The 22,257-nt window shown below is 63.3% G+C and carries 20 protein-coding genes and 1 tRNA gene; 8 read left to right on the top strand and 13 right to left on the bottom strand.

The features are described 5' to 3' along the window. Positions 1–31: 31 nt before the first annotated feature. Positions 32–865 carry a hypothetical protein gene (locus DCM80_RS28950; protein WP_257194813.1) on the top strand — a complete coding sequence of 278 codons (834 nt, stop codon included), beginning with the start codon at positions 32–34 and terminating at the stop codon, positions 863–865. Between the two features lie 385 nt (positions 866–1,250). Next, entirely contained in the window at positions 1,251–1,550 is a 300-nt protein-coding gene (locus tag DCM80_RS28945) for a hypothetical protein (RefSeq protein ID WP_257194812.1), read from the top strand. A gap of 207 nt (positions 1,551–1,757) precedes the next feature. Here DCM80_RS28945 and DCM80_RS28940 read toward each other — a convergent pair whose 3' ends face one another. From DCM80_RS28940 to DCM80_RS28910, 7 genes are all read right to left on the bottom strand, one after another. Then, entirely contained in the window at positions 1,758–2,201 is a 444-nt protein-coding gene (locus DCM80_RS28940) for a hypothetical protein (RefSeq protein ID WP_257194811.1), read from the bottom strand. A 223-nt stretch (positions 2,202–2,424) separates the two neighbouring features. Beyond that, the gene (locus DCM80_RS28935; RefSeq protein ID WP_257194810.1) at positions 2,425–3,141 is read right to left on the bottom strand and encodes a RelA/SpoT domain-containing protein; all 717 of its coding nucleotides are present in this window, start codon (positions 3,139–3,141) and stop codon (positions 2,425–2,427) included. 2 nt (positions 3,142–3,143) lie between these two features. Continuing rightward, positions 3,144–4,148, bottom strand: coding sequence for a ParA family protein (locus DCM80_RS28930; RefSeq protein WP_274069677.1), 1,005 nt, complete (start codon positions 4,146–4,148; stop codon positions 3,144–3,146). After that, positions 4,145–4,720, bottom strand: coding sequence for a hypothetical protein (locus DCM80_RS28925; RefSeq protein WP_257194809.1), 576 nt, complete (start codon positions 4,718–4,720; stop codon positions 4,145–4,147). Before DCM80_RS28925 ends, DCM80_RS28930 begins: the two co-directional genes overlap by 4 nt. Positions 4,721–4,920: 200 nt before the next feature. Next, positions 4,921–4,996 (bottom strand) — tRNA-Lys (locus DCM80_RS28920). A 371-nt stretch (positions 4,997–5,367) separates the two neighbouring features. Next, positions 5,368–8,028, bottom strand: a complete 2,661-nt coding sequence (locus DCM80_RS28915) for a glycosyltransferase (protein WP_257194808.1) — start codon at positions 8,026–8,028, stop codon at positions 5,368–5,370. Positions 8,029–8,257: 229 nt separating this feature from the next. Continuing rightward, positions 8,258–8,848 (bottom strand): beta-1-3, beta-1-6-glucan biosynthesis protein, encoded by a 591-nt coding sequence (locus DCM80_RS28910; protein WP_257194807.1) that lies wholly within the window; start codon positions 8,846–8,848, stop codon positions 8,258–8,260. Positions 8,849–9,189: 341 nt separating this feature from the next. Between DCM80_RS28910 and DCM80_RS28905 the strand changes: the two genes are divergently transcribed. After that, positions 9,190–10,749 (top strand): beta-(1-6) glucans synthase, encoded by a 1,560-nt coding sequence (locus DCM80_RS28905; protein ID WP_257194806.1) that lies wholly within the window; start codon positions 9,190–9,192, stop codon positions 10,747–10,749. Here the strand turns inward: DCM80_RS28905 and DCM80_RS28900 are convergent. From DCM80_RS28900 to DCM80_RS28885, 4 genes are all read right to left on the bottom strand, one after another. Next, positions 10,709–11,089 carry a hypothetical protein gene (locus DCM80_RS28900; RefSeq protein ID WP_257179850.1) on the bottom strand — a complete coding sequence of 127 codons (381 nt, stop codon included), beginning with the start codon at positions 11,087–11,089 and terminating at the stop codon, positions 10,709–10,711. The genes DCM80_RS28905 and DCM80_RS28900 overlap by 41 nt on opposite strands. Before the next feature lie 88 nt (positions 11,090–11,177). Further along, positions 11,178–11,333: a hypothetical protein gene (locus DCM80_RS28895; RefSeq protein ID WP_257194805.1), complete on the bottom strand. Its 156-nt coding sequence runs from the start codon at positions 11,331–11,333 to the stop codon at positions 11,178–11,180. Positions 11,334–11,420: 87 nt separating this feature from the next. Beyond that, the gene (locus DCM80_RS28890) at positions 11,421–11,861 is read right to left on the bottom strand and encodes an MgtC/SapB family protein (protein WP_028136331.1); all 441 of its coding nucleotides are present in this window, start codon (positions 11,859–11,861) and stop codon (positions 11,421–11,423) included. 122 nt (positions 11,862–11,983) lie between these two features. Beyond that, positions 11,984–13,363, bottom strand: coding sequence for a hypothetical protein (locus tag DCM80_RS28885; protein ID WP_257194804.1), 1,380 nt, complete (start codon positions 13,361–13,363; stop codon positions 11,984–11,986). A 168-nt stretch (positions 13,364–13,531) separates the two neighbouring features. Between DCM80_RS28885 and glmU the strand changes: the two genes are divergently transcribed. Further along, complete coding sequence (gene glmU / locus DCM80_RS28880) at positions 13,532–14,887, top strand: bifunctional UDP-N-acetylglucosamine diphosphorylase/glucosamine-1-phosphate N-acetyltransferase GlmU (RefSeq protein ID WP_257194803.1); 1,356 nt, start codon at positions 13,532–13,534, stop codon at positions 14,885–14,887. An 8-nt stretch (positions 14,888–14,895) separates the two neighbouring features. Here glmU and DCM80_RS28875 read toward each other — a convergent pair whose 3' ends face one another. Next, positions 14,896–15,114 (bottom strand): hypothetical protein, encoded by a 219-nt coding sequence (locus DCM80_RS28875; protein ID WP_028136334.1) that lies wholly within the window; start codon positions 15,112–15,114, stop codon positions 14,896–14,898. Between the two features lie 221 nt (positions 15,115–15,335). Between DCM80_RS28875 and glmS the strand changes: the two genes are divergently transcribed. From glmS to panE, 4 genes are all read left to right on the top strand, one after another. Next, the gene (gene glmS, locus DCM80_RS28870) at positions 15,336–17,162 is read left to right on the top strand and encodes a glutamine--fructose-6-phosphate transaminase (isomerizing) (protein ID WP_257194802.1); all 1,827 of its coding nucleotides are present in this window, start codon (positions 15,336–15,338) and stop codon (positions 17,160–17,162) included. 84 nt (positions 17,163–17,246) lie between these two features. Further along, the gene (locus DCM80_RS28865) at positions 17,247–18,017 is read left to right on the top strand and encodes a DUF502 domain-containing protein (protein ID WP_257194801.1); all 771 of its coding nucleotides are present in this window, start codon (positions 17,247–17,249) and stop codon (positions 18,015–18,017) included. A 106-nt stretch (positions 18,018–18,123) separates the two neighbouring features. Next, on the top strand, positions 18,124–18,981 hold the full coding sequence (locus DCM80_RS28860; protein WP_257194800.1) for an NAD(P)-dependent oxidoreductase: 858 nt from the start codon (positions 18,124–18,126) through the stop codon (positions 18,979–18,981). Between the two features lie 193 nt (positions 18,982–19,174). Further along, a complete protein-coding gene (gene panE / locus DCM80_RS28855) occupies positions 19,175–20,104 on the top strand; it encodes a 2-dehydropantoate 2-reductase (protein WP_257194799.1) in 930 nt (309 codons plus the stop codon). On the opposite strand, the gene recG is transcribed toward panE, so the two are convergent. Beyond that, positions 20,101–22,209, bottom strand: coding sequence for an ATP-dependent DNA helicase RecG (gene recG / locus DCM80_RS28850; RefSeq protein ID WP_257194798.1), 2,109 nt, complete (start codon positions 22,207–22,209; stop codon positions 20,101–20,103). The two genes, panE and recG, sit on opposite strands and share 4 nt — an antisense overlap. Between the last annotated feature and the right edge of the window lie 48 nt (positions 22,210–22,257).

Below are 22,257 nucleotides of genomic sequence, written 5' to 3'. Positions count from 1 at the left end.
CGGCGCGGTAGGCCTAAACAGGAGGGGTCATATGGCTGAAGGATCGAAACTACCAAAAGCAGCCCAGCTCAAAATCCTCCGGCTGGAGGACGCAGAGCAGCAGGCACAGACGCTGATCTCATCTACGGTTCGCAGGATTGGCGAGTTGGAACGGATCATCATGAACAATCCAGACGCAGACACGGGCGATGCTGTCCGGGAAGAGATTGCGTTACTCCGCGAGAGAAGAGACGAGCACATCGATCGACATCGTTCATGCTCCGATGTGAACGCGGCAATCCGTCGATACCTCGGAATGCTCCCGGCCAACGCGGTCTTGTCGGACGCAAAAAAGATCAAGGCTCGTCCCAAGGGAGGCGAGAGCTTCGTCGAAGCCGTCGACCGCGTCCGACGTGACATTGCGAACCTTGTTTCCGAACGATTTCAGGTTCAGCAGTGCGGGCTCCCGATCGAGGAAATCCGCGCGAAGGCTCGCGACTGGATTTCCCGGCATGCACAGACCGCACGACCGCGCATCACCGCGACGCACAATGAGTTTGCGATCAGTTTTGAAGTTTACGACGAAAGGGCATCAGTTCCGATGCCCGACATAGCTGCGATCATGGCGTTTCTCTATCCGGAGAAGCTGTTGAAACGGATCGACGAAGCCATTGAGCAAATGCCCAAGCCGAGACTTGCCTTGTCGGCAGAGCAGAAGGCCAAACGGCTCAGAGAGATTAAAGACCTGCTGTACGAACGGGAGACGGAGGAGGAGGCCCTGATCTCATTGGCCGAAGAACAGGGACAGACGATCGATCGACGTCCGACCGCCGATCCGAGGGCAATACTCGGCCTCGTAGTCGACCGAAACAGGGCAGTCGCATGAACGAGTTTCCCTCCCGTTAGCTGCATTCGGGAGGGCATAGTGCTGGCCTCCCTTCGATCCGTCCAGAGGCCAGCAGCGGGCCACTGCACAGGTGTCCGCTCGAGCAAAAGAACGGTGCAGAGCCTGGGGTCAGAGTTGACCTTCGCTGACGCGCCAGGCAGGCCCGTCGTCTCTCTAGCCATCCCCGGCACCCAAGAGAGACGGCGGGCTTTATTCGAGGAACAAATGAAAAGAACGCCGATTTACAAAGGGGTTAGGCGTAGCTACGAGCCAAAATCGGTATCTGACTCGCGCGAAAGTGGATAGACGCCAGGGGCCCGTCGCGTTAAGAAAATATTAACAAATCAGGAACAAGCAAGAATAGCGTCAGAAGAGAGGCGGAGCAATGAGCGCGATGACGTCGATGAAGGCCAAGATCGTCCGCGTAAAAGTTGAGGAAGGGAAGGCGGGTCTCTTCTATGCAACGAGTCCCGATCTCAAGGGCCTACTAGTTGCCGAACCGAATATTGACCAATTGGACGATGCCGTCTCGAAAAGCATCGCCGATCTTTACGCAGCGTGCGGCGAGTCCGTCCTCGTCACGAAAGCGCAAGACGCTGATCCCGAATTTTTTCCATGGGTTGCGATACCTGCTGACTTGGCGAAGAAGGTTATGGAGCAGTCCCGATCCCGAGGATCTTCTTGAGCATCTCAATCGTCTCCGCACGCTGAGCGTCGGTCATCGCAGTCGGATCGGGGACATTGTAGAAATCCCCCGTTGAGTTGGCCCACACGTTTGGGACCTTGGTCGGTTTGAGGCCGAGCCGATGGGCCGCACGGTAATATTCGTCCTGCGTCATATGTCGTTCTCCGGGCATAGAAAAGGCGGTCCCTTTTTCGGCGACCGCCTGTTTCAATCGTCAACGCGATACGCATCCTCGTGCGACGCGGTCGGGCCCCCAAAATCGTCCGACGCCACAACTAAAGTCCCACCTTCAACCACATAGCGCCCATAGCCGATGCGACGCATATGGCCCTTTCGCACCAAGTATCCGACGGCGTTGTAAACCTCCTTCGGATTGGCGCTCACTCCCTTCTCTGCAACTCCCTCCCGAAGAGCTTGGACAGTCCAGTCTTTTTTCCGCGGCAGGAGCCGGACGACGGCGTCCAACACATCCCCAGCACGAGGCGCGGGGATGGGCCGCAGTATTTCAATGAGTTGATCGAGTACGTCCTGACGATCTTCCTCCGACAACGCCTCGAACGTCGAGTTCGCGATGCCACGCGCGATCTTCTCGATGCGAGCGCGTCGATCAGCGTCGTCCGACGGCATGCTAAGGAGGTGAACGTTCGTCATACCCAGAAGTATGCCATAGTGCAGACTTCAGGTCGAATCGTTTCAAAAGATCGGTTTAGAATTATGCACCTGTTTTCCACACCTAGCAATGGGATCCCAGAGGGGTACTAAATCTAGGCTTTGGATATCTCGGCTCCACAACACAACGGCTGTGGATATCCTACTTCGGCTCGTTGGCAAGCGGTTTTATAATACCTTTTGCGTCCGGGCTCGTCGGTTCCGGCTAAGCTCGTTTGCTTTTCTCGATGTCGTCCACCGTCGCAAAGATGGCGTCGACGAGCCTCGTGGCGCTGGAAGTTTGCCGCGCAAGTGCTCTGATCTGCTCGCGGCAAGGAACGCTGGTTGTCTTATGTGGATAGTTGATCGTGTGATCGACCTCTCCCCACACCTCCTCCATGAGCGTACGCACTTGAATTTCGCACGTCACGGTCGTCCTCGACTTTGATGCGATGACGTAATGCACACTGGTGTAGAGGTTCTCGCTAGTTTGAGTGTCGATCCCAACGTCCTTAAAATATGAACGGTACTCATCGTCCCATGTGCGAGCTGACGGTCCCTCTTTCAGCTCTATACCTTGCTCATCAATAATGGCCTTGATGGCTTTATTGATCTGCTCGATCTGAGTCGTGTGGAGATGCAGTATTCTTATCCCGGCGAGATCGTTGATGCGGACGAACAAATTGTCTTTGTTAATGTCGAAGTCCTTGCCGTCTCGTTTGGCCGCAATCATCTTTCGCTGGAGCTTGTCCCGCAGATGATCGGGGTCCTTCATGCGGGATCGGATCGAGTGCGCGAACTTCTTAAGCTCCCGCGACTCATCAATGTAACCCAGCATGGATTTCATAAACATCGAAACAAGATTTTGGTTGGCCAGATAATGCGCGGCCAACTCTTCGACGAGAGCACCTTCCGCTTCACTAAGTGACTCAGCCGCCTTCATGACTATCCGGCCTGTTTAATGATTTTCTCCGCGATCTCGCGGAATGCAGCCCTGGCAATCGCTCGCTGATCTGGATTGCCGGCTCCTCTAACGGAATAAATGGGCACGCCTTCGGTCTGAGAGGCCGCGACTAGTGCACCGAAATCTTTGACGTCGCCAAGTTTTGCTGATGCACCTTTAATTCCCACGTCGAACTCTCGAAGGAGTGACAGAATATTTGTTTGGATGTTCGTCTCCAGCAAAGACAGATATTTGCTTTGATTTCGAACAACGCGGTCTCGGTACACGCTAAATCCCTGAGGGAGGTAACCAAGAAATTTTGGCCTTCCGGGGAGGATGTACATATCCGCAGGTGCAAGCTCGCTGATGATCTGCCACTGCGAGATCCATGCGTGAAGCGAACGGCCTAGAGTTTTCAGTGCGCGCACCGAAAACAGATCGCATGCGGCGGGGACTATGAAAAAATCACAGTCGAGGAGGATGATGCGATTGAGGGGGCCTATGTTCGGTCCGCTGTCGTAAAATACAAAATCAATATCGTGCTCTAAGCAGACAGTGTTCACAAGCTCACTCAACGCAACAGTTCCAACGAAGCCCTTCCTCTTGCGCTGCAGGCATTCGCGCCAGAAATCATTGAGCTCTTCTTCGAAGTCCGAGACCCGGATATCCCCCGGAAGCAAAAATAGCTTGGAAGATAGTTCAATCGGCTGAATTGGTCTAAAGGATCCAGAAGCATCTACTAGTGGCTTCAGCGCTGTCCAGACCGTTTCACCGTCGGGGTCGTCGGAGTGGTCAAGGAGATCATCTAAAACCTCACCATCGATCACGTAAGCCGAAAGGTTGCATTGAGGGTCTGAGTCAACGAGAAGAACTTTCTTTCCAAGTTCAGCAAGCTGAGCAGCAATATTGTAGGTTAGGGTAGTTTTGCCTACACCCCCTTTGTGATTGAACACCGTGATGCGCTTCGCGGGCGCACGTTTCATGGTCGCCGCGACACCGTCGTTCATTCGGATTTTTTCCGTCGTGCTGATCGTCGTCGGGCCGAACTCATCGCCGCTTTCGCGGCTTCCCGATCGGGTAGAGCCATTACAAATAATTCGCCAGGTCCGCTGAGCTGGCGTGTGTTCTTTGAGGCGCCAACAAGATAGCCGGCGCTCGTCGCATTGGTCGCCGCATAGGCCGTATTTGAAAACTTTGGTTGAGCAGCTTCGGTGTTGAGTTTGGCCAGCTCTAAAGTGCGAAAATGGGGAGTATCTCGGTAATGCGTGAGGTAGTAAGCCAGACAAGCTATGCGCTCAACATCCGTCTGCGGCTGTTTTTCCATAAGGAACTGCTTCGGGGTCGGAGCTAGATCTTGAGAAAACGACGGCCTGTGAACGACGACTGACGAGTGGGAAGTTGATGGCTCACTTCGCGGCGCAGAACCAGCGGCAGACGGTCCATCTTCTAAAGCGGTGTGAAAGAAGGTCGATACTGACTTTAGTACTCGTGCGCGCGAAGTCTCATCCAGGCGGCTGAGCACCTCAATGATCGTGCTCAAAGCCTGCGCCGCTTGTGCGCCATTGTTGTCTTGATCCATGTGCGACAATCGAAAGGGGGGCCTTGTTCCAACGTGGCAAATGCCTCCTCGCTTAGCAAGCCCTCGAGACAGCACGCGCTCCGGTTGCGCACATCTTCAGGCGTGTCAGATCAAATCAGAAGCCCGGCGCGACCTGATCTAAACCTAATCTCGCAAGCTAACCAGCTAGTCGAGAATGCTGCGCAAGTCGTTGATTTTATTGGTGAGCGCGCTGGGGCTCGAACCCAGGACCCCGTGATTAAAAGTCACGTGCTCTACCGGCTGAGCTACGCGCTCCCATGGCCGCTGATGGCTTCGTCAGAGATCGCCATCGTGTTCGGACATTCGAGAAGCATGTCTTGCCGCAACGCGCGATTTGCGTCGCGAGGAAAAACCGGCTGTTTCCGGATCATGCTTTCGGCCCGCGCTGTGTAGGGGGATGGGGCGCTGAGGTCAATAGCGGGCGTAGCTGCCGAAACTCGTGGCAGGGGCGGGGATTTGCTCGCGGAGTCTTCAGCTTAAGGCAGGAATCTCAACCTGATTGGCGGGCGTCATCCACGCCGAAGCGCGGCAGGTTGTTGGACCACCTCGGCCTTTCATGGTTCGCCCGGCGATGCGGAGCATCGTCCGGACGCCCGCTTGGACGGGCGCCTCACCATGAGGGTCTGTCAGTTCGTCTCGCGCCGCACTTCGGTCGGCACGGCCTGGGGCGCGGCCACCGGGGGCAGCGCCACCGGGCGCAGCCCGATCAGCTCGGCGGTGCGGATCGCGCTGTCGCGCCAGAACTGGAACGAATTGATACGGCTGAGCTCGAGGACGGCGATGGCGACGGCGGCCAGGAACGGCAGGCTCTGCAGCACCAGGACGCCCGCGAAGATGTAGATCTCGGTGATCTGCTTGAAGCTGTTGGAGGCGACCAGCACGCCGGCGCCGACCAGCAGCAGGGTGCCGATCACGGCCTCCCAGAACGCCTGGAACTCAATCGACATGCGGCTGAGACCGCCCTTGGAGGTGCGGGCGAAGGCGATGTGCTCGGTGATCAGACCCTGCGCCACCGCACGCGACACCGTCCATTGCACGCTCATTGCCGCGATCATGGCGCCCAGCATCTGGCCCGGCTTGATGGCGACGCGGGCGCGGTACATCGACAGGAAGTGCACCAGCGAGACGATGAAGGCGCCGATGATCGGCAGCGTCAGGATCTTGTCGGGGATGGCGATGTCGGCGAAGGCGACGATCGGCACCCAGACGAGGTTGAGCAGCGCCACGACGACGCCGAGGCTCTCGGCGCCGAGCCAGTTCAGCCAGCCGAGGCCGTATTCGCGCTTCTGGTCCGCGGTCAGCCGGCTCGCGCCGGGCAGGAAGCGGCGCCAGTGCTTCTTGACGATCTGCAGGCCGCCATAGGCCCAGCGGTGCCGCTGCTTCTTGAAGGCCTCGTAGGTGTCCGGCAGCAGGCCCGCGCCATAGCGGGTGTTGGTGTAGTGGGTGGTCCAGCCGAGCTCCTGGATCGCCAGGCCGAGATCGCTGTCCTCGCAGATCGTGTCGGACGACCAGCCGCCGGCCATGTCCATCGCAGAACGGCGGATCAGGCACATCGTGCCGTGCACGATGATGGCGTTGGCCTCGTTGCGCTGGACCATGCCGATGTCGAAGAAGCCGGCATATTCGCCGTTCATGATGTAGTGCATGATCGACAGATCGCCGTCGCGGTGCTCCTGCGGCGCCTGCACCAGGCCGACGCGCGGATCGGCGAAGGCGGGGACGAGGTCCTTCAGCCAGTCCGGCTCGACGACATAATCGGCATCGAGAATGCCGATGATCTCGGCGTCGGCCGCGGTGCGGTCCATCGCGATGCGTAGCGCGCCGGCCTTGAAGCCCTGCACCTTCTCGGCGTTGATGAACTTGAAGCGTTCACCGAGCGCGCGGCAATGGTCCTGGATCGGCTGCCAGAACGCAGGGTCCGGCGTGTTGTTGATGATGACGACGCATTCGTAGTTCGGATAGTTCAGCCGCGACAGCGCATCCAGCGTCTGCTTGAGCATGTCGACCGGCTCGAAATAAGCGGGGATGTGGATCGAGACCTTCGGGCAGTAACCTTCGGGCACGTTCTCGATCGGCTTGTCCTTGGCGATCAGCCGCTGCGGCGGCCGACCGAAGGCGACCGCGGCGATCTCGTCGATGCGCGCCATGGCAATGAGGACGAGAGGAACGAGCAGGATCATGCCGAGCGTCAGCGCGAAGGCCGAGCCGAACAGGAAGTAGTGGCCGTTCCAGAACGCGAACACGGTCGCGGCCCAGGCGCCGACGCCGTTGGCGGTCGCCGACAGCAGGAAGGCCTGCTTGGCGGTCGCCTTTTCGATCCGCAGGATCGGCAGCGACAGGAGGATGCCGACCAGCAGCGCGATGCCCATCAGCTTCCAATAATCGGGATTCTCGACCGGACCGGTCCAGGCGAATTTCGGCTCGCGGCTGGCGTTGAGGATGCCCCAGTACGGACCGACGCCGCCTTCGAAGAACTTCCAGGGCTGATCGATGGCTTCGACGATGTTGTAGTCCATGCCGAGCGCATCGGCGCGGGTGACGAAGTTGCGCAAGGTCAGCGCCTGCTGGAACGGACCCGGATCGGCGTTGCGCAAATTATAGCCTGCGCTCGGCCAGCCGAACTCGGCGATTACGATGCGCTTGCCCGGGAACTGATTGCGCAGAAGGTTGTAGCGGTCCACGGCCTGGTCGACGGCCTGATCCGAACGGAAGTTTTCCCAATAGGGCAGCACGTGGGCGGCGATGAAATCGGCGTTGGAGCCGAGGTCGGGATTGTCCCGCCAGATATTCCAGATCTCTCCGGTGGTGACCGGCACGCGCACCGAGCCCTTCACCTTCTTGATCATGTCGATGAGGTCTTCGACCTTCTGCTCGCCGCGGTAGATCACCTCGTTGCCGACGACGATGCCGACGACGTTGCTGTTCTTGCGGGCAAGCTCGATCGCGGCCTTGATCTCACGCTCGTTGCGATCCTTGTCCTTGTCGATCCAGGCGCCGACGGTGACCTTGAGGCCGAACTCGGCCGCGATCGGCGGCACCAACTCGCTGCCTTCCGTCGCGGTGTAGGAGCGGATCGCTCGCGTGAGGGTCGAGAGCCTCTTCATGTCCGCGCGTATCTTGTCGGGGTCGACGTTGAGGTCGACGACATGGCCCGGTTCGAATGGCGTATAGGACAAGCTCGGCAACAGGCCCTTGAAGTCAGGCGCAGGTTCCCTGTCGCGCAAGACTCCCCAGATGCCGGCGTGGAGCGCGGACACGAGCAACAGAACGGCGGCGACAACGCGCATCGCGGCTAAACCAAAAGGGGCTGAGGTGGCAGGGAAGCGGATCCGACCCCGAGATCCGACCAAGTCCGTGGCAAAGGAAGCATATCTTTGCCGCGCGGTTTCACAACTGTCATGGCCTCATGTCCTTATGAGGGCATGCCTTTCGGGATGCGCGGCAGTGCCAACCGCCTCTATGGTCGATCGTTCCTGAACGCCAGCTGAAACGGCCAAGGCTATTTAAGAGCTTGGGCTATTTCTGGGGCGCCGGCGTCGGGCTTGCTGCGGGCGAGGGGCTGGCGGCCGGCTGCGCCGCCAGCGCATTGCCCGAGGCCGGTGTGGCCGGCGCCGCCGCGGCGGCCGCTTGCTGCGGCTGGGCGGCCGGGTTGATCCAGCAGGCGTGCACACGGCTGTCCAGGGTCTCGGCGACCTTGGGATCGATCTGGCCGCCAAACCGGGTCAGGCAGCGGAACGCGGCCTGGATATGGCCGCCGGGGCAGCCGAAACGATCGTAGAGGTCGAGGTGGCGGAAGGCGGTATCGAGGTCGTCCCGCCACATCAGCCGGACGACGCGCCGGCCGAGCCAGACGCATTCGGGATTGCCGCCCGGGCCGTTGATGACCTTGGCCGCTTCGGCGAATTCGTCGGTGCGGCGCTGGTTCTGGGCGGCCTCCTTGGCGGCGTCGGCGGGCTGGGCGGCGGCCTTGCCCTGATCCGGGGTGGGCGTGCCGCTCTGAGCGGAGGCGTCACCGAGACCGGCGAGAACGAGAAGGCAGGAGACGGCCAAGGTGGCGGCGAACTGCCGCAGGACCGCATTTCGTGACTCGAACACCCGTTGCCGCATGAATTCCCCAATGTATCCGCTGGCCGTCCGCGTCAGGATCCCGCGGACGCGTCGGTGATGGCGTCCAAATGGGTCTCCATTGCGGCGGAAAAGTCTTTCGGAGTCCATGACCTGTATTTAAAATTTTGTCCAGCAAAGTCACCATGCTAGGGCCCGGTCGAACGGCCGCAGCCCAATTCCGCGGGACAGGCGCGGATCCGCCGCGCGATCGGCACCCTGGCACCCCCCTTGGCAGACGGCGTGCAAGCAGGTAATCGACGGACCCTTCGCGGAGGACGGAACCGATTTCTCTTCGTACGCCACTGGCGCTTCTGCTCGTTTCACTGGGTGCGATTGCTGCCGTGTGGTGGTGGTTGGCGACGCCGATCACGCTCGCGCGCGCGCCGATCGACCCGGCCGACAAGGTCCAATGCGTCTCCTACGCGCCGTTCCGCGGCGAGCAGACGCCGCTGGAGCCGTGGACCCATATCGAAGCCGAGCAGATCGAGCAGGATCTGCGCCAGCTCAAAGAGATCACCGACTGCGTCCGCACCTATTCGATGGAGAACGGGCTCGATCAGGTGCCGGCGATCGCCTCCAGGGTCGGCGGGCTGAAAGTGCTGCAGGGCATCTGGCTCTCCAGCAACCGCACCAAGAACTACGAGCAGGCCGGGCTCGCCATCCGCCTCGCCAAGCAATTCCCCGACATCATCACCACGCTCATCGTCGGCAACGAGGTGCTGCTGCGCGGCGAGATGACGACGGCGGATCTCGTCTCCATCATCCGCCTGGTGAAGACGCAGGTCAGCGTGCCCGTCACCTATGCCGACGTCTGGGAGTACTGGCTGAAGAACCGCGAGGTCGCCGACGCCGTCGACTTCGTCACGATCCACATCCTGCCCTATTGGGAGGATTTCCCGGTCAAGGCGAAGTTCGCTGCCGCCCATGTCGAACAGATCCGCGAGCGCATGGTGGTGGCGTTCCCCGGCAAGGAGATCCTGATCGGCGAGACCGGCTGGCCGAGCGAGGGGCGCATGCGCGACGTCGCGCTGCCGTCACGGACCAATCAGGCGCGCGTGGTCTCGGAGATCCTTGGCCTTGCCAAGGCGAACAAGTTCCGGGTCAATCTGATCGAGTCCTACGACCAGCCGTGGAAGCGCAAGCTGGAAGGCACCGTCGGCGGCTATTGGGGCCTGTACGATTCGGTGCGCCGGAGCCTGAAATATCCGCCGGGAGCGCCGATCAGCAATTTCCCGTACTGGAAATGGTACATGGGCGCGGGCATGGGCCTTTCCGTGCTGGTGTTCGCGGTCGCCATCATCACGCTGCGCCGGCGGCCGTGGACGCCGCGCTTCTCGGCCTGGCTCGGCGTCGGCATCTCGGCGACGACGGCGGGGAGCCTGCTCGGGATCGGCGCCGACAAGATGTATTACGAGAGCTACGGCATCGGCGGCTGGCTGCTCTGGGGCGCGTTGCTGCTGGCCGGCATCCTGTCGCCGATCTTCTGCGCCCAGGCCATGGTGATCGGCCGCAGCCTTCCGACCTTCCTCGACCTGCTTGGTCCGCGCGAGGGGCGCAAATGGTCGAAGCTCACCGCCGTTCTCGGCCTGACGCTGGCCGTGACCGCGGTGATCGCGGCCGCGACCGCGCTCGGCTTCGTGTTCGACCCGCGCTACAAGGATTTTCCCTACGCCGCGCTGACGATGGCGGTGGTGCCGTTCGCGCTGCTGATGCTGAACCGGCCGCAAATCGGGCAGCGCCCGATTGCGGAATCGGTGTTCGCGGGCGTGCTGGCGCTGTCGGCCATCTTCGTGCTCTTCAACGAAGGCCGCGACAATTGGCAGTCGCTGTGGACCTGCACGATGTATCTGCTGTTCGCGCTCACGCTGTGGCGGGCGCGGGCCGAGCAAATCCAAGAATGAACAGGCCGATTGCAAGGCCCGAGAGCACGACATTGTAGAGCACGATGCCGAGGCCGGCGGCGATGATGCCGACCGTGAGCAGCACGATCGACGGCCGCATCAGGTTCAGAGTCGCAACCACCAGCGCGACGATGCCGAACACCGAATTTTTGAACAGCACGGTCGAGACCGAGCGCGCCTTGCACAGCAGCGTCTGAAGCCCGGCGTCGCAGGCGAGAGCGACCTGCGACAGCTCGATCGCGAGGTAGCGCAGGTAAAGCGCATAGCCGACGGACGAAAAGCCGACGACGATCAGGAACTGGACCTGGTAGGGCGAGAGGCGGAAGGGCTTTTTTGTCATGGCCGGCAATATGGTCGGGATGGCGCGGGCAGGCAACAGGGCAGGCGATGTTTCTGTCGATCCGGCCGCTCAAAGCCGCGAGAGGCCGTCACGGCCGACCAGGTGTTTTCCGGTTCTGTTCGGCGAGCCGGCGCTCATATCGTTCGGCCAAGTCGAGCAGTCGTTTCCTGATATGGGGATCTGCCTGATCTGCCAGGTCGCGGATCAACGCGAGTTGCTCTCGCAAGAAATTCGCGTCCGTCATCTCCGCTCCGAATCAAATCAGGGAGCGGATCATGCCGTCTTACGCCGACCTCTTCCGTATCATTTGGTATGCTCTCTCGCGGGCTCGCTATTTCAGTCCCAGCCTGCGCTCGACCCAGCCGAGAACGAACAGCACCAGCAAGGTCACTGCGATCGCGGCGCCGACCAGCAGCCAGGCCCCCAGCGCACAGGCAATTCCGAGGCCCGCCGCGATCCAGACGGTTGCCGCCGTCGTCAGGCCGTGCACCGTCTTGGACTTGCTGTCGTGCAGGATGACCCCTGCACCGATGAAGCCCACGCCGCTCAGCACGCCGGTCACGACGCCCTGAATGACCCTGGAGATCGCATCCGGGTGGTCGCGCATGTTCTGGAACTCGATCACGGAGATCGAGATCAATGCCGAGCCGAGCGCGACCAGAGCGAGGGTCCGCATGCCCACCGGCTTGTCGTTCATGTCGCGATCGATGCCGATCACGAGGCCGGTACCTGCGGCAACGAGCAGCCTCAATACGTCATCAAGTTCGTTCATCGGAGTCCGCGAGGTTTGGAAGGTGACGCCAACAAGGCGCCGTCAATGAACGCCAACGGGCTGCTCAAGTCCCAGCGTCCGATCGCCGCATGCAAGCTTCTTCCGTCGCGGAAGGGAGCTTCCTATCGCCTGAAGAACGACGACAGCGTCGATGTCGCCGATGCGGCCTCCGGCTTTGCCGGCGCCGGCGGCGCCGCAGGAGCGGGCGCGGCCTCCTCGCGCTTGCTGCGTTTCGAGGTGTAGCCGCGGCGGCGCTGCGGCTTCTCGGGCTTGGCGCTGGGCGCGGTATCGGCTTGCGGGGCCGCGTCCTGGTTCTTCTCCGCGTTCTTGTCCTGAACCCTGTCTTGAGATTTCTCCTGGACCTTGTCCTGAGGTTTCTCCTGAGGTTTCTCTTGCGCCTTGTCCGAGCCGCGCATCGACAGGCGCTGGCCGTCGAACACGGTGGTCTCGCAATGACGATTGCTCTCGGCGAGGCTCGCGCAGAATTTGGCGGCGACGGCGGCGTTGACGAGCGGGCCGGCGCCGAGGCGGAGCTGCATGCCGAGCCCGGTCGTGCCTTCCTTGATCATGATGATCGGCCGCAGCGCTGCGATTTCCGGATTGGATTTGGTCACGCCGCGCCAGAGCGCGCGCAGGCCATCGACCGAATTGGCGCCGCCGAGATCGATCGCGAAACGCGTCTGCTGAACAGCGATCGCGGGGGATTCGTTCTCGGTTGCCTCCGATGGCTTGGCTGCCGCGACGATCTCGGTCGGGGCGGGTGCCGGCTCGGCCTTCTTCTCGGCAGCCTTCTCGTTCGTCTCGGGCTGCATCAATTTCGATGCGGCCGGATCGGGCGGCGCCATGATCGACTTGGACGGGACCAGCGGAATGGTCGGCAACGTCGAATTCATGGCAGGCGATTGCTGCACGAGCGAGGCGGCCGCGGCGGTCTGCGGCGGCGGCTCCTTTGCCGCTTCCTTCGCGGTGTCTTTGACCGTGTCCTTGGACGTGTCTTTGGCGGACTCGGTGCGAGGCTTGTCAGGGGCGGAAGCAGGCGTCGAGGCAACCGGCGCGACGCTGGGGGCTGTGGGCGCAGCATCCTGCGCCTTGCCGGCCGGCGGCGGCGCCGTAGTCTGCCTGGCGATGGCGCCGGTGACGGAATCGAGCCCTTGCTCCAGCACGGTGACGCGCGAATACAGCCGGTCGCGATCCGTGTTCAGCGTCTCGATGGCGGCCGTGAGCCGGCGGGCCTCGTTCTGGCTCTCCCTGGTGAGCATCTGGAGCCGGTCCGCCTGGCGCGCGAGATCGGCGGAAGCGACCTGGTCGCGGCGCCAGCCGAGCTGAGCCTGATTGGCCAGCACCGCAATCGTGACGGCGCCCACGGCCCCCACGCCCCACGAGCCCAGGCGCCACATCAGGCGGCGGTCGAACGCGCTTTCCTCGGCCAAGAGTCCGGAGAACAGTCCGCCGGTCGCCTTGGCGCCGAAGGCATCCGCCAGTGGGTCGGAATCCTTTGCCATGAACGTTGAGTGCCCAGCCCCGAAGCTTCCCCGAATCAATCAGGGAACATTAACAGGAAAAGCGGGCCGCACTTGAATTCCGGGCGTTTGCGGGGGTAGCAAGGCGGCAGCATTCGCGGGCGGCCCGCCTGCCGCGCCATTTGATTCGGCCGAACCGACAGGATTTCGATGACCGCCCGTTCCAGCCTCACGATCGTGCTCGCCGCCGGCGAAGGCACGCGCATGCGCTCGAGCCTGCCGAAAGTGCTGCATCCGGTCGCTCACGCGACGCTGCTGGCCCACGTGCTCGGCGCGGCGCCGAAGGGAACCGGCAGCGCGCTCGCGGTCGTGATCGGTCCGGACCATCAGGCGGTCGCGGTCGAGGCCAAGCGCATCCGGCCCGACGCGCTCATCTTCGTGCAGGTCGAGCGGCTCGGCACCGCGCATGCAGTGCTGGCGGCGCGCGAGGCGATCGCGCGCGGCGCCGACGATCTGTTGATTGCCTTCGGCGATACGCCGCTGATCTCGGCCGAGACCTTTGCCCGGCTGCGCGCGCCGCTCGCCGAGGGCGCCGCGATCGCCGCGCTCGGCTTCCGCGCCGCCGATCCCACCGGCTACGGCCGCTTCATCGTCGAGGGCGAGCGCCTGGTGGCGATCCGCGAGCAGGCCGATGCGAGCGCCGACGAGCGCAAGATCGATCTGTGCAATGCCGGCGTGATGGCGATCGACGGCCGGCGGGCGCTTCAAATCCTCGAGCAAATCGGCAATGCCAATTCCAAGGGCGAATATTATCTGACCGACGCGGTCGAGATCGTCCGCAAGCAGGGATGGGAGTCCGTGGTGATCGAGACCAGCGAGGACGAGGTGCGCGGCATCAACACCAAGGCGCAGCTCGCCGAGGCCGAAGCGGTGATGCAGGCGCGGCTGCGCAAGGCGGCGATGGAGGCCGGCGTCACCCTGATCGCGCCGGAGACGGTTCATCTCGCCGCCGACACCGTGTTCGGCAAGGACGTGACCATCGAGCCGTTCGTGGTGATCGGCCCCGGCGTCTCGATCGCCGACGGCACCGTGATCCATTCGTTTTCGCACATCGTGCAGACGACGCTCGGCAAGAACGTCTCGATCGGCCCCTATGCGCGGCTTCGGCCCGGCACGTCGCTCGGCGACGGCGCGCGGATCGGCAATTTCGTGGAGACCAAGGCGGCGACCCTGGAGGCCGGCGTCAAGGTCAACCATCTCTCCTATATCGGCGATGCCACGGTCGGCGCCAATTCCAACATCGGCGCCGGCACCATCACCTGCAACTACGACGGCTTCAAGAAGCACAGGACGGAGATCGGGCAGGGCGCCTTCGTCGGCACCAATTCATCGCTGGTCGCGCCGGTCAGAATCGGCAACGGCGCCTATATCGGCTCGGGCTCGGTGATCACGCGCGACGTGCCCGATGACGCCATGGCGCTGGAGCGCAACCAGCAGACCATCCGGGAAGGCGGCGCGGCGCGCTATCGCGAGATGAAGACGGGCGGCAAGAAGCCGGAGAAGTGAGCCGTCCGCTATTCTTCGTCGGCGAATTCGGAGAAGATCGCGCGGGTCAGGCGCCAGCCGCGCGGCGTGGCGCGCTTGACCGGCTCGCCTTCCGGATGCTTCATGAAGACGGGCTTGCTTTCCTTGCCGCGCTGGGGCGGCGGCCAATGTGCGAGATGCGTGCCCGTGGTCTCGCTGGCGCGCATGTACATCGATGACATACCCTTGCGGTCGGATGAGCCTTTCATGGCCTTGTTCTCCTGAGACGAATCGTTGGCCAAATATGTTGACAACAAGTTAACGCACGCGGTTTAAGGCCAGCCAATTCGACGCAGGCGGAGGCGAAGGTTGCGGTCCGTGCTGTCTCAATCCGCAATAATTATTGAGTATCTGGTTCCTTGCGAACTTCGCTAAAAACCGGACGCGTCGTTTAGGCGATTTTTCGACGATTTGGGGGATAGTGATCCGCATGTGCGGGATTGTCGGCATTCTCGGGCGCGAGCCGGTTGCAGAGCAGCTGGTGGATTCGCTCAAACGTCTTGAATATCGCGGTTACGATTCTGCGGGCGTCGCCACGCTCGAAGGCAGCCACCTCGAGCGCCGCCGCGCCGAAGGCAAGCTGAAGAACCTGGAGAAGCGGCTGGCAGCCGAGCCGCTGAAGGGCACCACCGGCATCGGCCACACCCGCTGGGCCACCCACGGCAAGCCGACCGTCAACAACGCCCATCCGCACGCGACCGAACGCGTCGCCGTGGTCCACAACGGCATCATCGAGAATTTCCGTGAGCTGCGCGAGGAGCTCGAGAAGAAGGGCGCGGTGTTCAACACCGAGACCGACACCGAGATCGTGCTGCATCTGGTCGACGACCTGCTCGCGCGCGGCAACAAGCCGGTGGAAGCGGTGAAGCTGGCGCTGGGGCGCCTGCGCGGCGCCTTCGCGCTCGGCTTCATCTTCGCCGGCGACGACGACCTCATGATCGGCGCCCGCAATGGTCCGCCGCTTGCGATCGGCTATGGCGACGGCGAGATGTATCTCGGCTCCGACGCCATCGCGCTCGGCCCGTTCACCGACACGATCAGCTATCTCGAAGACGGCGACTGGGTCGTGCTGACCCGCAACAGCGCTGATATCTTCGACAAGGACGGCAACGCCGTCCAGCGCGATAAGATCAAGCACGCCGCCTCGACCTCGCTGGTCGACAAGGCCAATTACCGCCACTTCATGGCCAAGGAGATCCACGAGCAGCCGGAAGTGGTCGGCCACACGCTGGCGCGCTACGTCGACATGGCGAGCGAGCGCGTCGCGCTGCCGGTCGAGCTGCCGTTCGATTTCAAGAACGTCCAGCGCATCAACATCACGGCGTGCGGCACCGCGAGCTATGCCGGCTACGTTGCGAAATACTGGTTCGAGCGCTTTGCGCGGCTGCCGGTCGAGGTCGATGTCGCCTCCGAATTCCGCTACCGCGAGGCGCCGCTGTGCAAGGGCGATCTCGCTATCTTCATCTCGCAGTCCGGCGAGACCGCCGACACGCTGGCGGCGCTGCGCTATGCCAAGGCCGAGGGCGTGCACACGATCGCCGTCGTCAACGTGCCGACCTCGACGATCGCGCGTGAGAGCGAGACCGTGCTGCAAACGCTGGCCGGGCCCGAGATCGGCGTCGCCTCGACCAAGGCCTTCACCTGTCAGCTCATGGTGCTGGCCAATCTTGCGATCGCGGCCGGCAAGGCGCGCGGCGAATTGTCCGGCGAGGACGAGACCAAGCTGGTCCACGGCCTGGTCGAGATCCCGCGGCTGATGGCGGCGGCGCTCACCACCGAGCCCCAGATCGAAAAGCTCGCGCACCGGATCGCCAAGTCGCGCGACGTGCTCTATCTCGGCCGCGGCACCAGCTTTCCGCTCGCGCTCGAAGGCGCGCTGAAGCTGAAGGAGATCTCCTACATCCACGCCGAGGGTTACGCCGCCGGCGAGCTCAAGCACGGGCCGATCGCGCTGATCGACGAGACCATGCCTGTCGTCGTCATCGCGCCTTACGACCGGGTGTTCGAGAAGACCGTCTCCAACATGCAGGAGGTCGCCGCCCGCGGCGGCAACATCATCCTGATGACGGACGCCAAGGGCGCGGAAGAAGCGACCGTCGAGTCCCTCGTCACCATCGTCATGCCCGACATGGCGGCGGCGTTCACGCCGATGGTCTATGCCGTCCCGGTGCAACTGCTCGCCTATCACACGGCTGTCGTGATGGGCACCGACGTCGACCAGCCGCGCAACCTCGCGAAGTCGGTGACGGTGGAATAGGCAGGCGGGATATCGGTCGGTCGTGGTCTTCCAAAATCTGCTAGAAGACCCTAGCTTGTGTGCTGCGACCGACCTGGAACCCGAATGACCCCCCGCGACGACGCGCCTGCGCCTCTTGATCCCCTCCCGGAACCGCATACCGGGCTGATGGGCCGCTTCCGCAATTATTTTCTCACCGGCCTCGTGGTCACAGGGCCGATTGCGATCACGCTGTACCTGGTCTGGTGGTTCGTCACCTGGGTCGACGGCGTGGTGCGGCCGTTCGTGCCGCTCGCCTATCGGCCGGAAACCTATCTGCCCTATGTCATTCCCGGCTGGGGGCTGGTCGTTGCATTCTTCACGCTGACGCTGGTCGGCTTCCTCGCGGCCAATCTGATCGGCCGCACCCTGGTCGATGTCGGCGAGACCTTCCTCGGCCGAATTCCGGCCGTGCGCGCCATCTACCGCGGCCTGAAGCAGGTGTTCGAGACGCTGTTCTCGGGCAAGGGCTCGAGCTTCCGCAAAGTCGGCCTGGTCGAGTTTCCCTCGCCGGGCATGTGGTCGATCGTGCTGATCTCGCAATCGCCGAACGAGGACATTGCGCGCAGCCTGCCGGGTCAGGAGGAGCACGTCTCGGTGTTCCTGCCGTGCTCGCCGAACCCGACCACCGGCTTCTTCTTCTATGTTCCGAAGAGCAAGATCATCGAGGTCGACCTCACCGCCGAGGATGCCGCGACGCTGATCATGTCGGCCGGCGTGGTGCAGCCGGGCTCGGCCCCCGATCCGAAAAAAGCCGCGGCACTTGCGGGCATGGCGCATGCCGCGCGCATCGCCAATGCGTCGGCGATCCAGCCCGAGCCTGCGAAGGTGGAGTAGAGCCATTCCCTTGCGGGATGGCGCCGGTCACGCGCGCCTTGGCGTCGTCTGCTAGTCTTTCCGTCGAGCCGAGCGTCCTCGCTCGGCGTTCGACCCGGAGTGCATGATGTCCAAGACCATTGCGATCCTCGCGCCCGGCGCCATGGGCAGTGCCGTCGCCCGCCGTCTCAGCGAGCATGGCGCGCGCGTGTTGACGTCCCTGACCGGGCGGAGCGAGGCGACGCGCAGACGCGCAGCAGATGCCGGCATGATCGGTGCCGATGACGATGCGATCGCTGCCGCCGACATCATTCTTTCGATCGTGCCGCCAGGCGAAGCCGTCGCGCTGGCTGAGCGGCTGGCGGCGCTGATCGTCAGGCGCGAGCACAAGCCGATCGTGGTGGATTGCAACGCCGTCAACGTCGACACCGTGCAAAGAATTGAGGAGATCATCGGCTCGGCGCAGGCGCCGTTCGTCGACGCCGGAATCATCGGCTTTCCGCCGCAGCCGGGCGGCAAGAGTCCTGCGTTCTACGTATCCGGCGAGCACGCCGGGGATGTTGCGGTGCTGAAGGATTTCGGGCTCGACGTGCGCATCGTGGAGGGCCCGGTCGGCGCCGCCTCGGCGCTGAAGATGTCCTATGCCGGCATCGTCAAGGGCCTCGCCGGCATCGGCTCGGCCATGGTGATCGCGGCAACCAGAGCAGGCGCCGCCGACGCGCTCCGTGAGGAACTGGCACTGAGCCAGCCCGCGATCCTGGCGCGGCTCGAAGTCGCGCTGCCGGACATGATTCCGAAAGCCTATCGCTGGGTCGCGGAGATGCGGGAGATCTCCGGTTTCCTCGGCCCCGATCATCCGGCCAGCCAGATCTACGAAGGCTTTGCGCGCTGGTTCGAGCATCTGGCGGATGATGCGAAGGGCGAGGCGGCGGATGCGGAGCTGATGAAGGCGTTTGCCGCGGGGATCGCGCGGAAGAAGACCTGACGCGCCCACGTTCGCTCCCGCAACGTTTGCGGTTGCGGTGTGCGGATCGCTATCCACACGTCATTGCGAGCGCAGCGAAGCAACCCAGAGTCCCTCCGCGGAAAGAGTCCGCCACACTCGCGATGACGGGGAGGAGACGCTGCGGAGCCCATCTGCTATTGTGTTTTGCAGTTGTTCTGAGACGGGAGTTCGAATGAGAGTGCTGGTGATCGGCGCTGGCGCGCTCGGCGGCTATTATGGAGCTTGCCTGGTTCGAGCTGGCCGCGACGCGACCTTCCTGGTGCGCGGGACGCGGGCGGAGCAATTGCGCCGGGACGGACTAAAGGTCGTGAGCCCGCACGGCGATTTCACTGTGCAGCCGAAGATCATCCTGGCGCATGAGCTCGAGGAAGCATTCGACGTCGTGCTCGTCGGCGTGAAAGCCTACTCGCTCGATGACGCGATGAGCCAGTTTGCGCCCGCGGTCGGTTCGAGCACGATGGTTCTCCCGATCCTGAACGGGTTGAAACATCTCGACGCTCTCATCTCAAGGTTCGGCGCCGCTCGTGTCCTCGGCGGTCTCGCCAATGTCAGTGCCGGGCTGGATCCGGAGGGCCGGGTCGTCCACTTCATGGCCAACCAGACCATCGTCTTCGGCGAGATCGAGGGCGCCCTGAGTGAACGCGCGCTCGCGCTGGAGACATTGTTCGATGTTCCCGGCATCGACGTGCGCGCCAGCGAGGCGATCACGCAGGACATGTGGGAGAAATTCGTTCAGCTCTCGACGATCGCGGGGATCACCTGCCTGATGCGCGCAAGCATCGGCGACATCCTGGCCCTGCCCAACGGCGGGCAGTCCATCTTCCGCCTGTTCGCCGAATGCTGCGCCGTTGCGACGGCATCGGGATATGAGCCGCGTGCGCCGTTCATCGAGTTCGACCACAAACTGTTCACCACCCTCGACTCGCCACTGAAGGCCTCGATGCTGCGCGATATCGAACGCGGCTCGATGACCGAGTGCGAGCACATCCTCGGCGATATGGCGAACCGGGCCCGGTCCCTGGGCATCGAGACGCCGCTACTGGACCTCGCCCGCGCGCATGTTGCGGCCTACGAGATCGGTCGACGAAGGGCCGCGAGTTAGCCCGCCCCGATCAGCGGAATCGCTTCGTCTCGTTCATAGAGGTACAGCAGGCACCGCAGCGCCTCGCCGCGCTCGCCCTTGAGCTTGGGATCGTCCTTCATGATGCGCAGCGCCTCGTCTCTCGCCTGGGCGATCAGCTGCCCGTGCACCTCCGGGCGCGCGATGCGGTAGCCGGGCAGGCCGCTCTGGCGCACACCCAGGACGTCGCCTTCGCCGCGCAGCTTCAAGTCCTCCTCGGCGATGCGGAAACCGTCAGTGGTTTCGCGGATCACTTTCAGCCGCGCCTTCGACATCTCGCCGAGCGGCTCAGAATAGAGCAGGATGCAGGTCGAGGCCTCCGAGCCGCGCCCGATGCGGCCGCGCAATTGGTGCAATTGGGCAAGGCCAAAGCGTTCGGCGTTCTCGATCACCATGATGGTGGCGGCGGGCACGTCGACCCCGACCTCGACCACGGTGGTCGCGACCAGGAGCCCGATCTCGTGGGCAGCGAACTGGCCCATCACGCGGTCCTTTTCCGTGCCCTTCATCTGGCCGTGGACGAGCCCGACACGATCGCCGAAACGCTTTTGCAGGCTTTCGAAACGCTTGGTCGCGTTGGTGAGGTGTTCGGTGCCCTCGGCCTCGGATTCCTCCACCAAGGGACAGATCCAGTAGACCAGTTTCCCCGCCTGCAAGGCGCGGCCGACGCCGTCCATGACCTCGCCGAGCCGGCTCATGGCGACGGCGCGGGTGTCGATCGGCTGCCGGCCGGCGGGCTTCTCGCGCAGCTCGGAGATGTCCATGTCGCCGAAATAGGTCAGCACCAGCGTGCGCGGTATCGGCGTGGCGCTGAGCACCAGCACGTCGACGGCTTCCCCCTTGGAGGTGAGCGCGAGCCGCTCGCGCACGCCGAAGCGGTGCTGTTCGTCGACGATGGCGAGCGCGAGGTCGTGGAAGATCACATCGTCCTGGATCAGCGCGTGGGTGCCGACCAGCAGGTCGATCTCGCCCGCGGCGAGCTGCGCGATGATCTCGCGCCGCTCCTTGCCCTTCTCGCGGCCGGTGAGGATCGCAACGCGCATGCCGGCTCGCTCGGCGAGCGGGGCGATGGTCTTGATGTGCTGGCGCGCCAGGATTTCGGTCGGTGCCATCAGCGCGGCCTGCTTGCCGACCTCCGCGACCGCGGCGGCCGCGAGCAGCGCCACGACGGTCTTGCCCGAGCCGACGTCGCCCTGGAGCAGGCGCAGCATGCGCACCGGCTGCTTCAGGTCCTCGGCGATGGCCGCCGCGGCGCTGCGTTGCGAGGGCGTGAGCGCGTAGGGAAGGGCGTCGATGATCTTGTTGCGCAGATGCCCGTCGCCGGCATTGCGCACGCCGGCGGGGCGACGCAGTTGCGCGCGGATCAGGGCGAGCGCGAGCTGGCCGGCCAGCAGTTCGTCAAAGGCGAGGCGCGACCAGAACGGCTGGTCGGGCAGGATGTCCGTCAGCTCGACCGGCTGGTGCACGCGATTGAGCGCTTCGGCGACCGACGGAAAATGGCAGCGCCGCATCACCTCCGGGCTGATCCATTCGGGCAGCGCCGGCAGCTTCTGCAGGGCCTGCGCGATGGCGCGGCGCAGCGAGCCGAGTGCGAGGCCTTCTGTGAGCGGATAGACCGGGTCGATGCCCGAGAGTTTGGCGATCGCTTCCTCGTCGAGCACGCGGTCGGGATGCACGATCTGCGGGATGCCGTCATACATCTGCAGCGTGCCGGAGACATAGCGCTTCTCGCCGAGCGGCAGCAGCTTCTCGACATAGCCCGGCTTGGCGCGAAAGAAGGTCAGCACGACGTCGCCGGTGTCGTCGCTGGCATAGACCAGATACGGCGCGCGCGAATTGCGCGGCGGAGGCGGGCGGTGACGGTCGACAACGACCTCCAGCGTCACCATGGTTCCCTGCACTGCGTCGCGGATCTTTGGCCGCGCCCGGCGGTCGATCACCTGGCTCGGCAGATGCAGCAACAGATCGACCAGCCGCGGCGTCTCGCTGCGGCTGAGCAGGTATTGCAGCAGCTTGTCCTGCTTCGGACCGACGCCGGGCAGGCTGGTCACGGCAGCAAACAGCGGATTGAGCAGGCTGGGGCGCATGAGGCGAATCTAGGATCGTTTCGGCCCGTGATGCCCGGCTTTGTGCTG

The organism is Bradyrhizobium sp. WBOS08 (assembly GCF_024585125.1).
GTDB classification, from domain to species: Bacteria; Pseudomonadota; Alphaproteobacteria; order Rhizobiales; family Xanthobacteraceae; genus Bradyrhizobium; species Bradyrhizobium japonicum_B.
The sequence above is the reverse complement of the archived record's forward strand: the minus strand, read 5'-3'. Positions and strand labels throughout refer to the sequence as shown.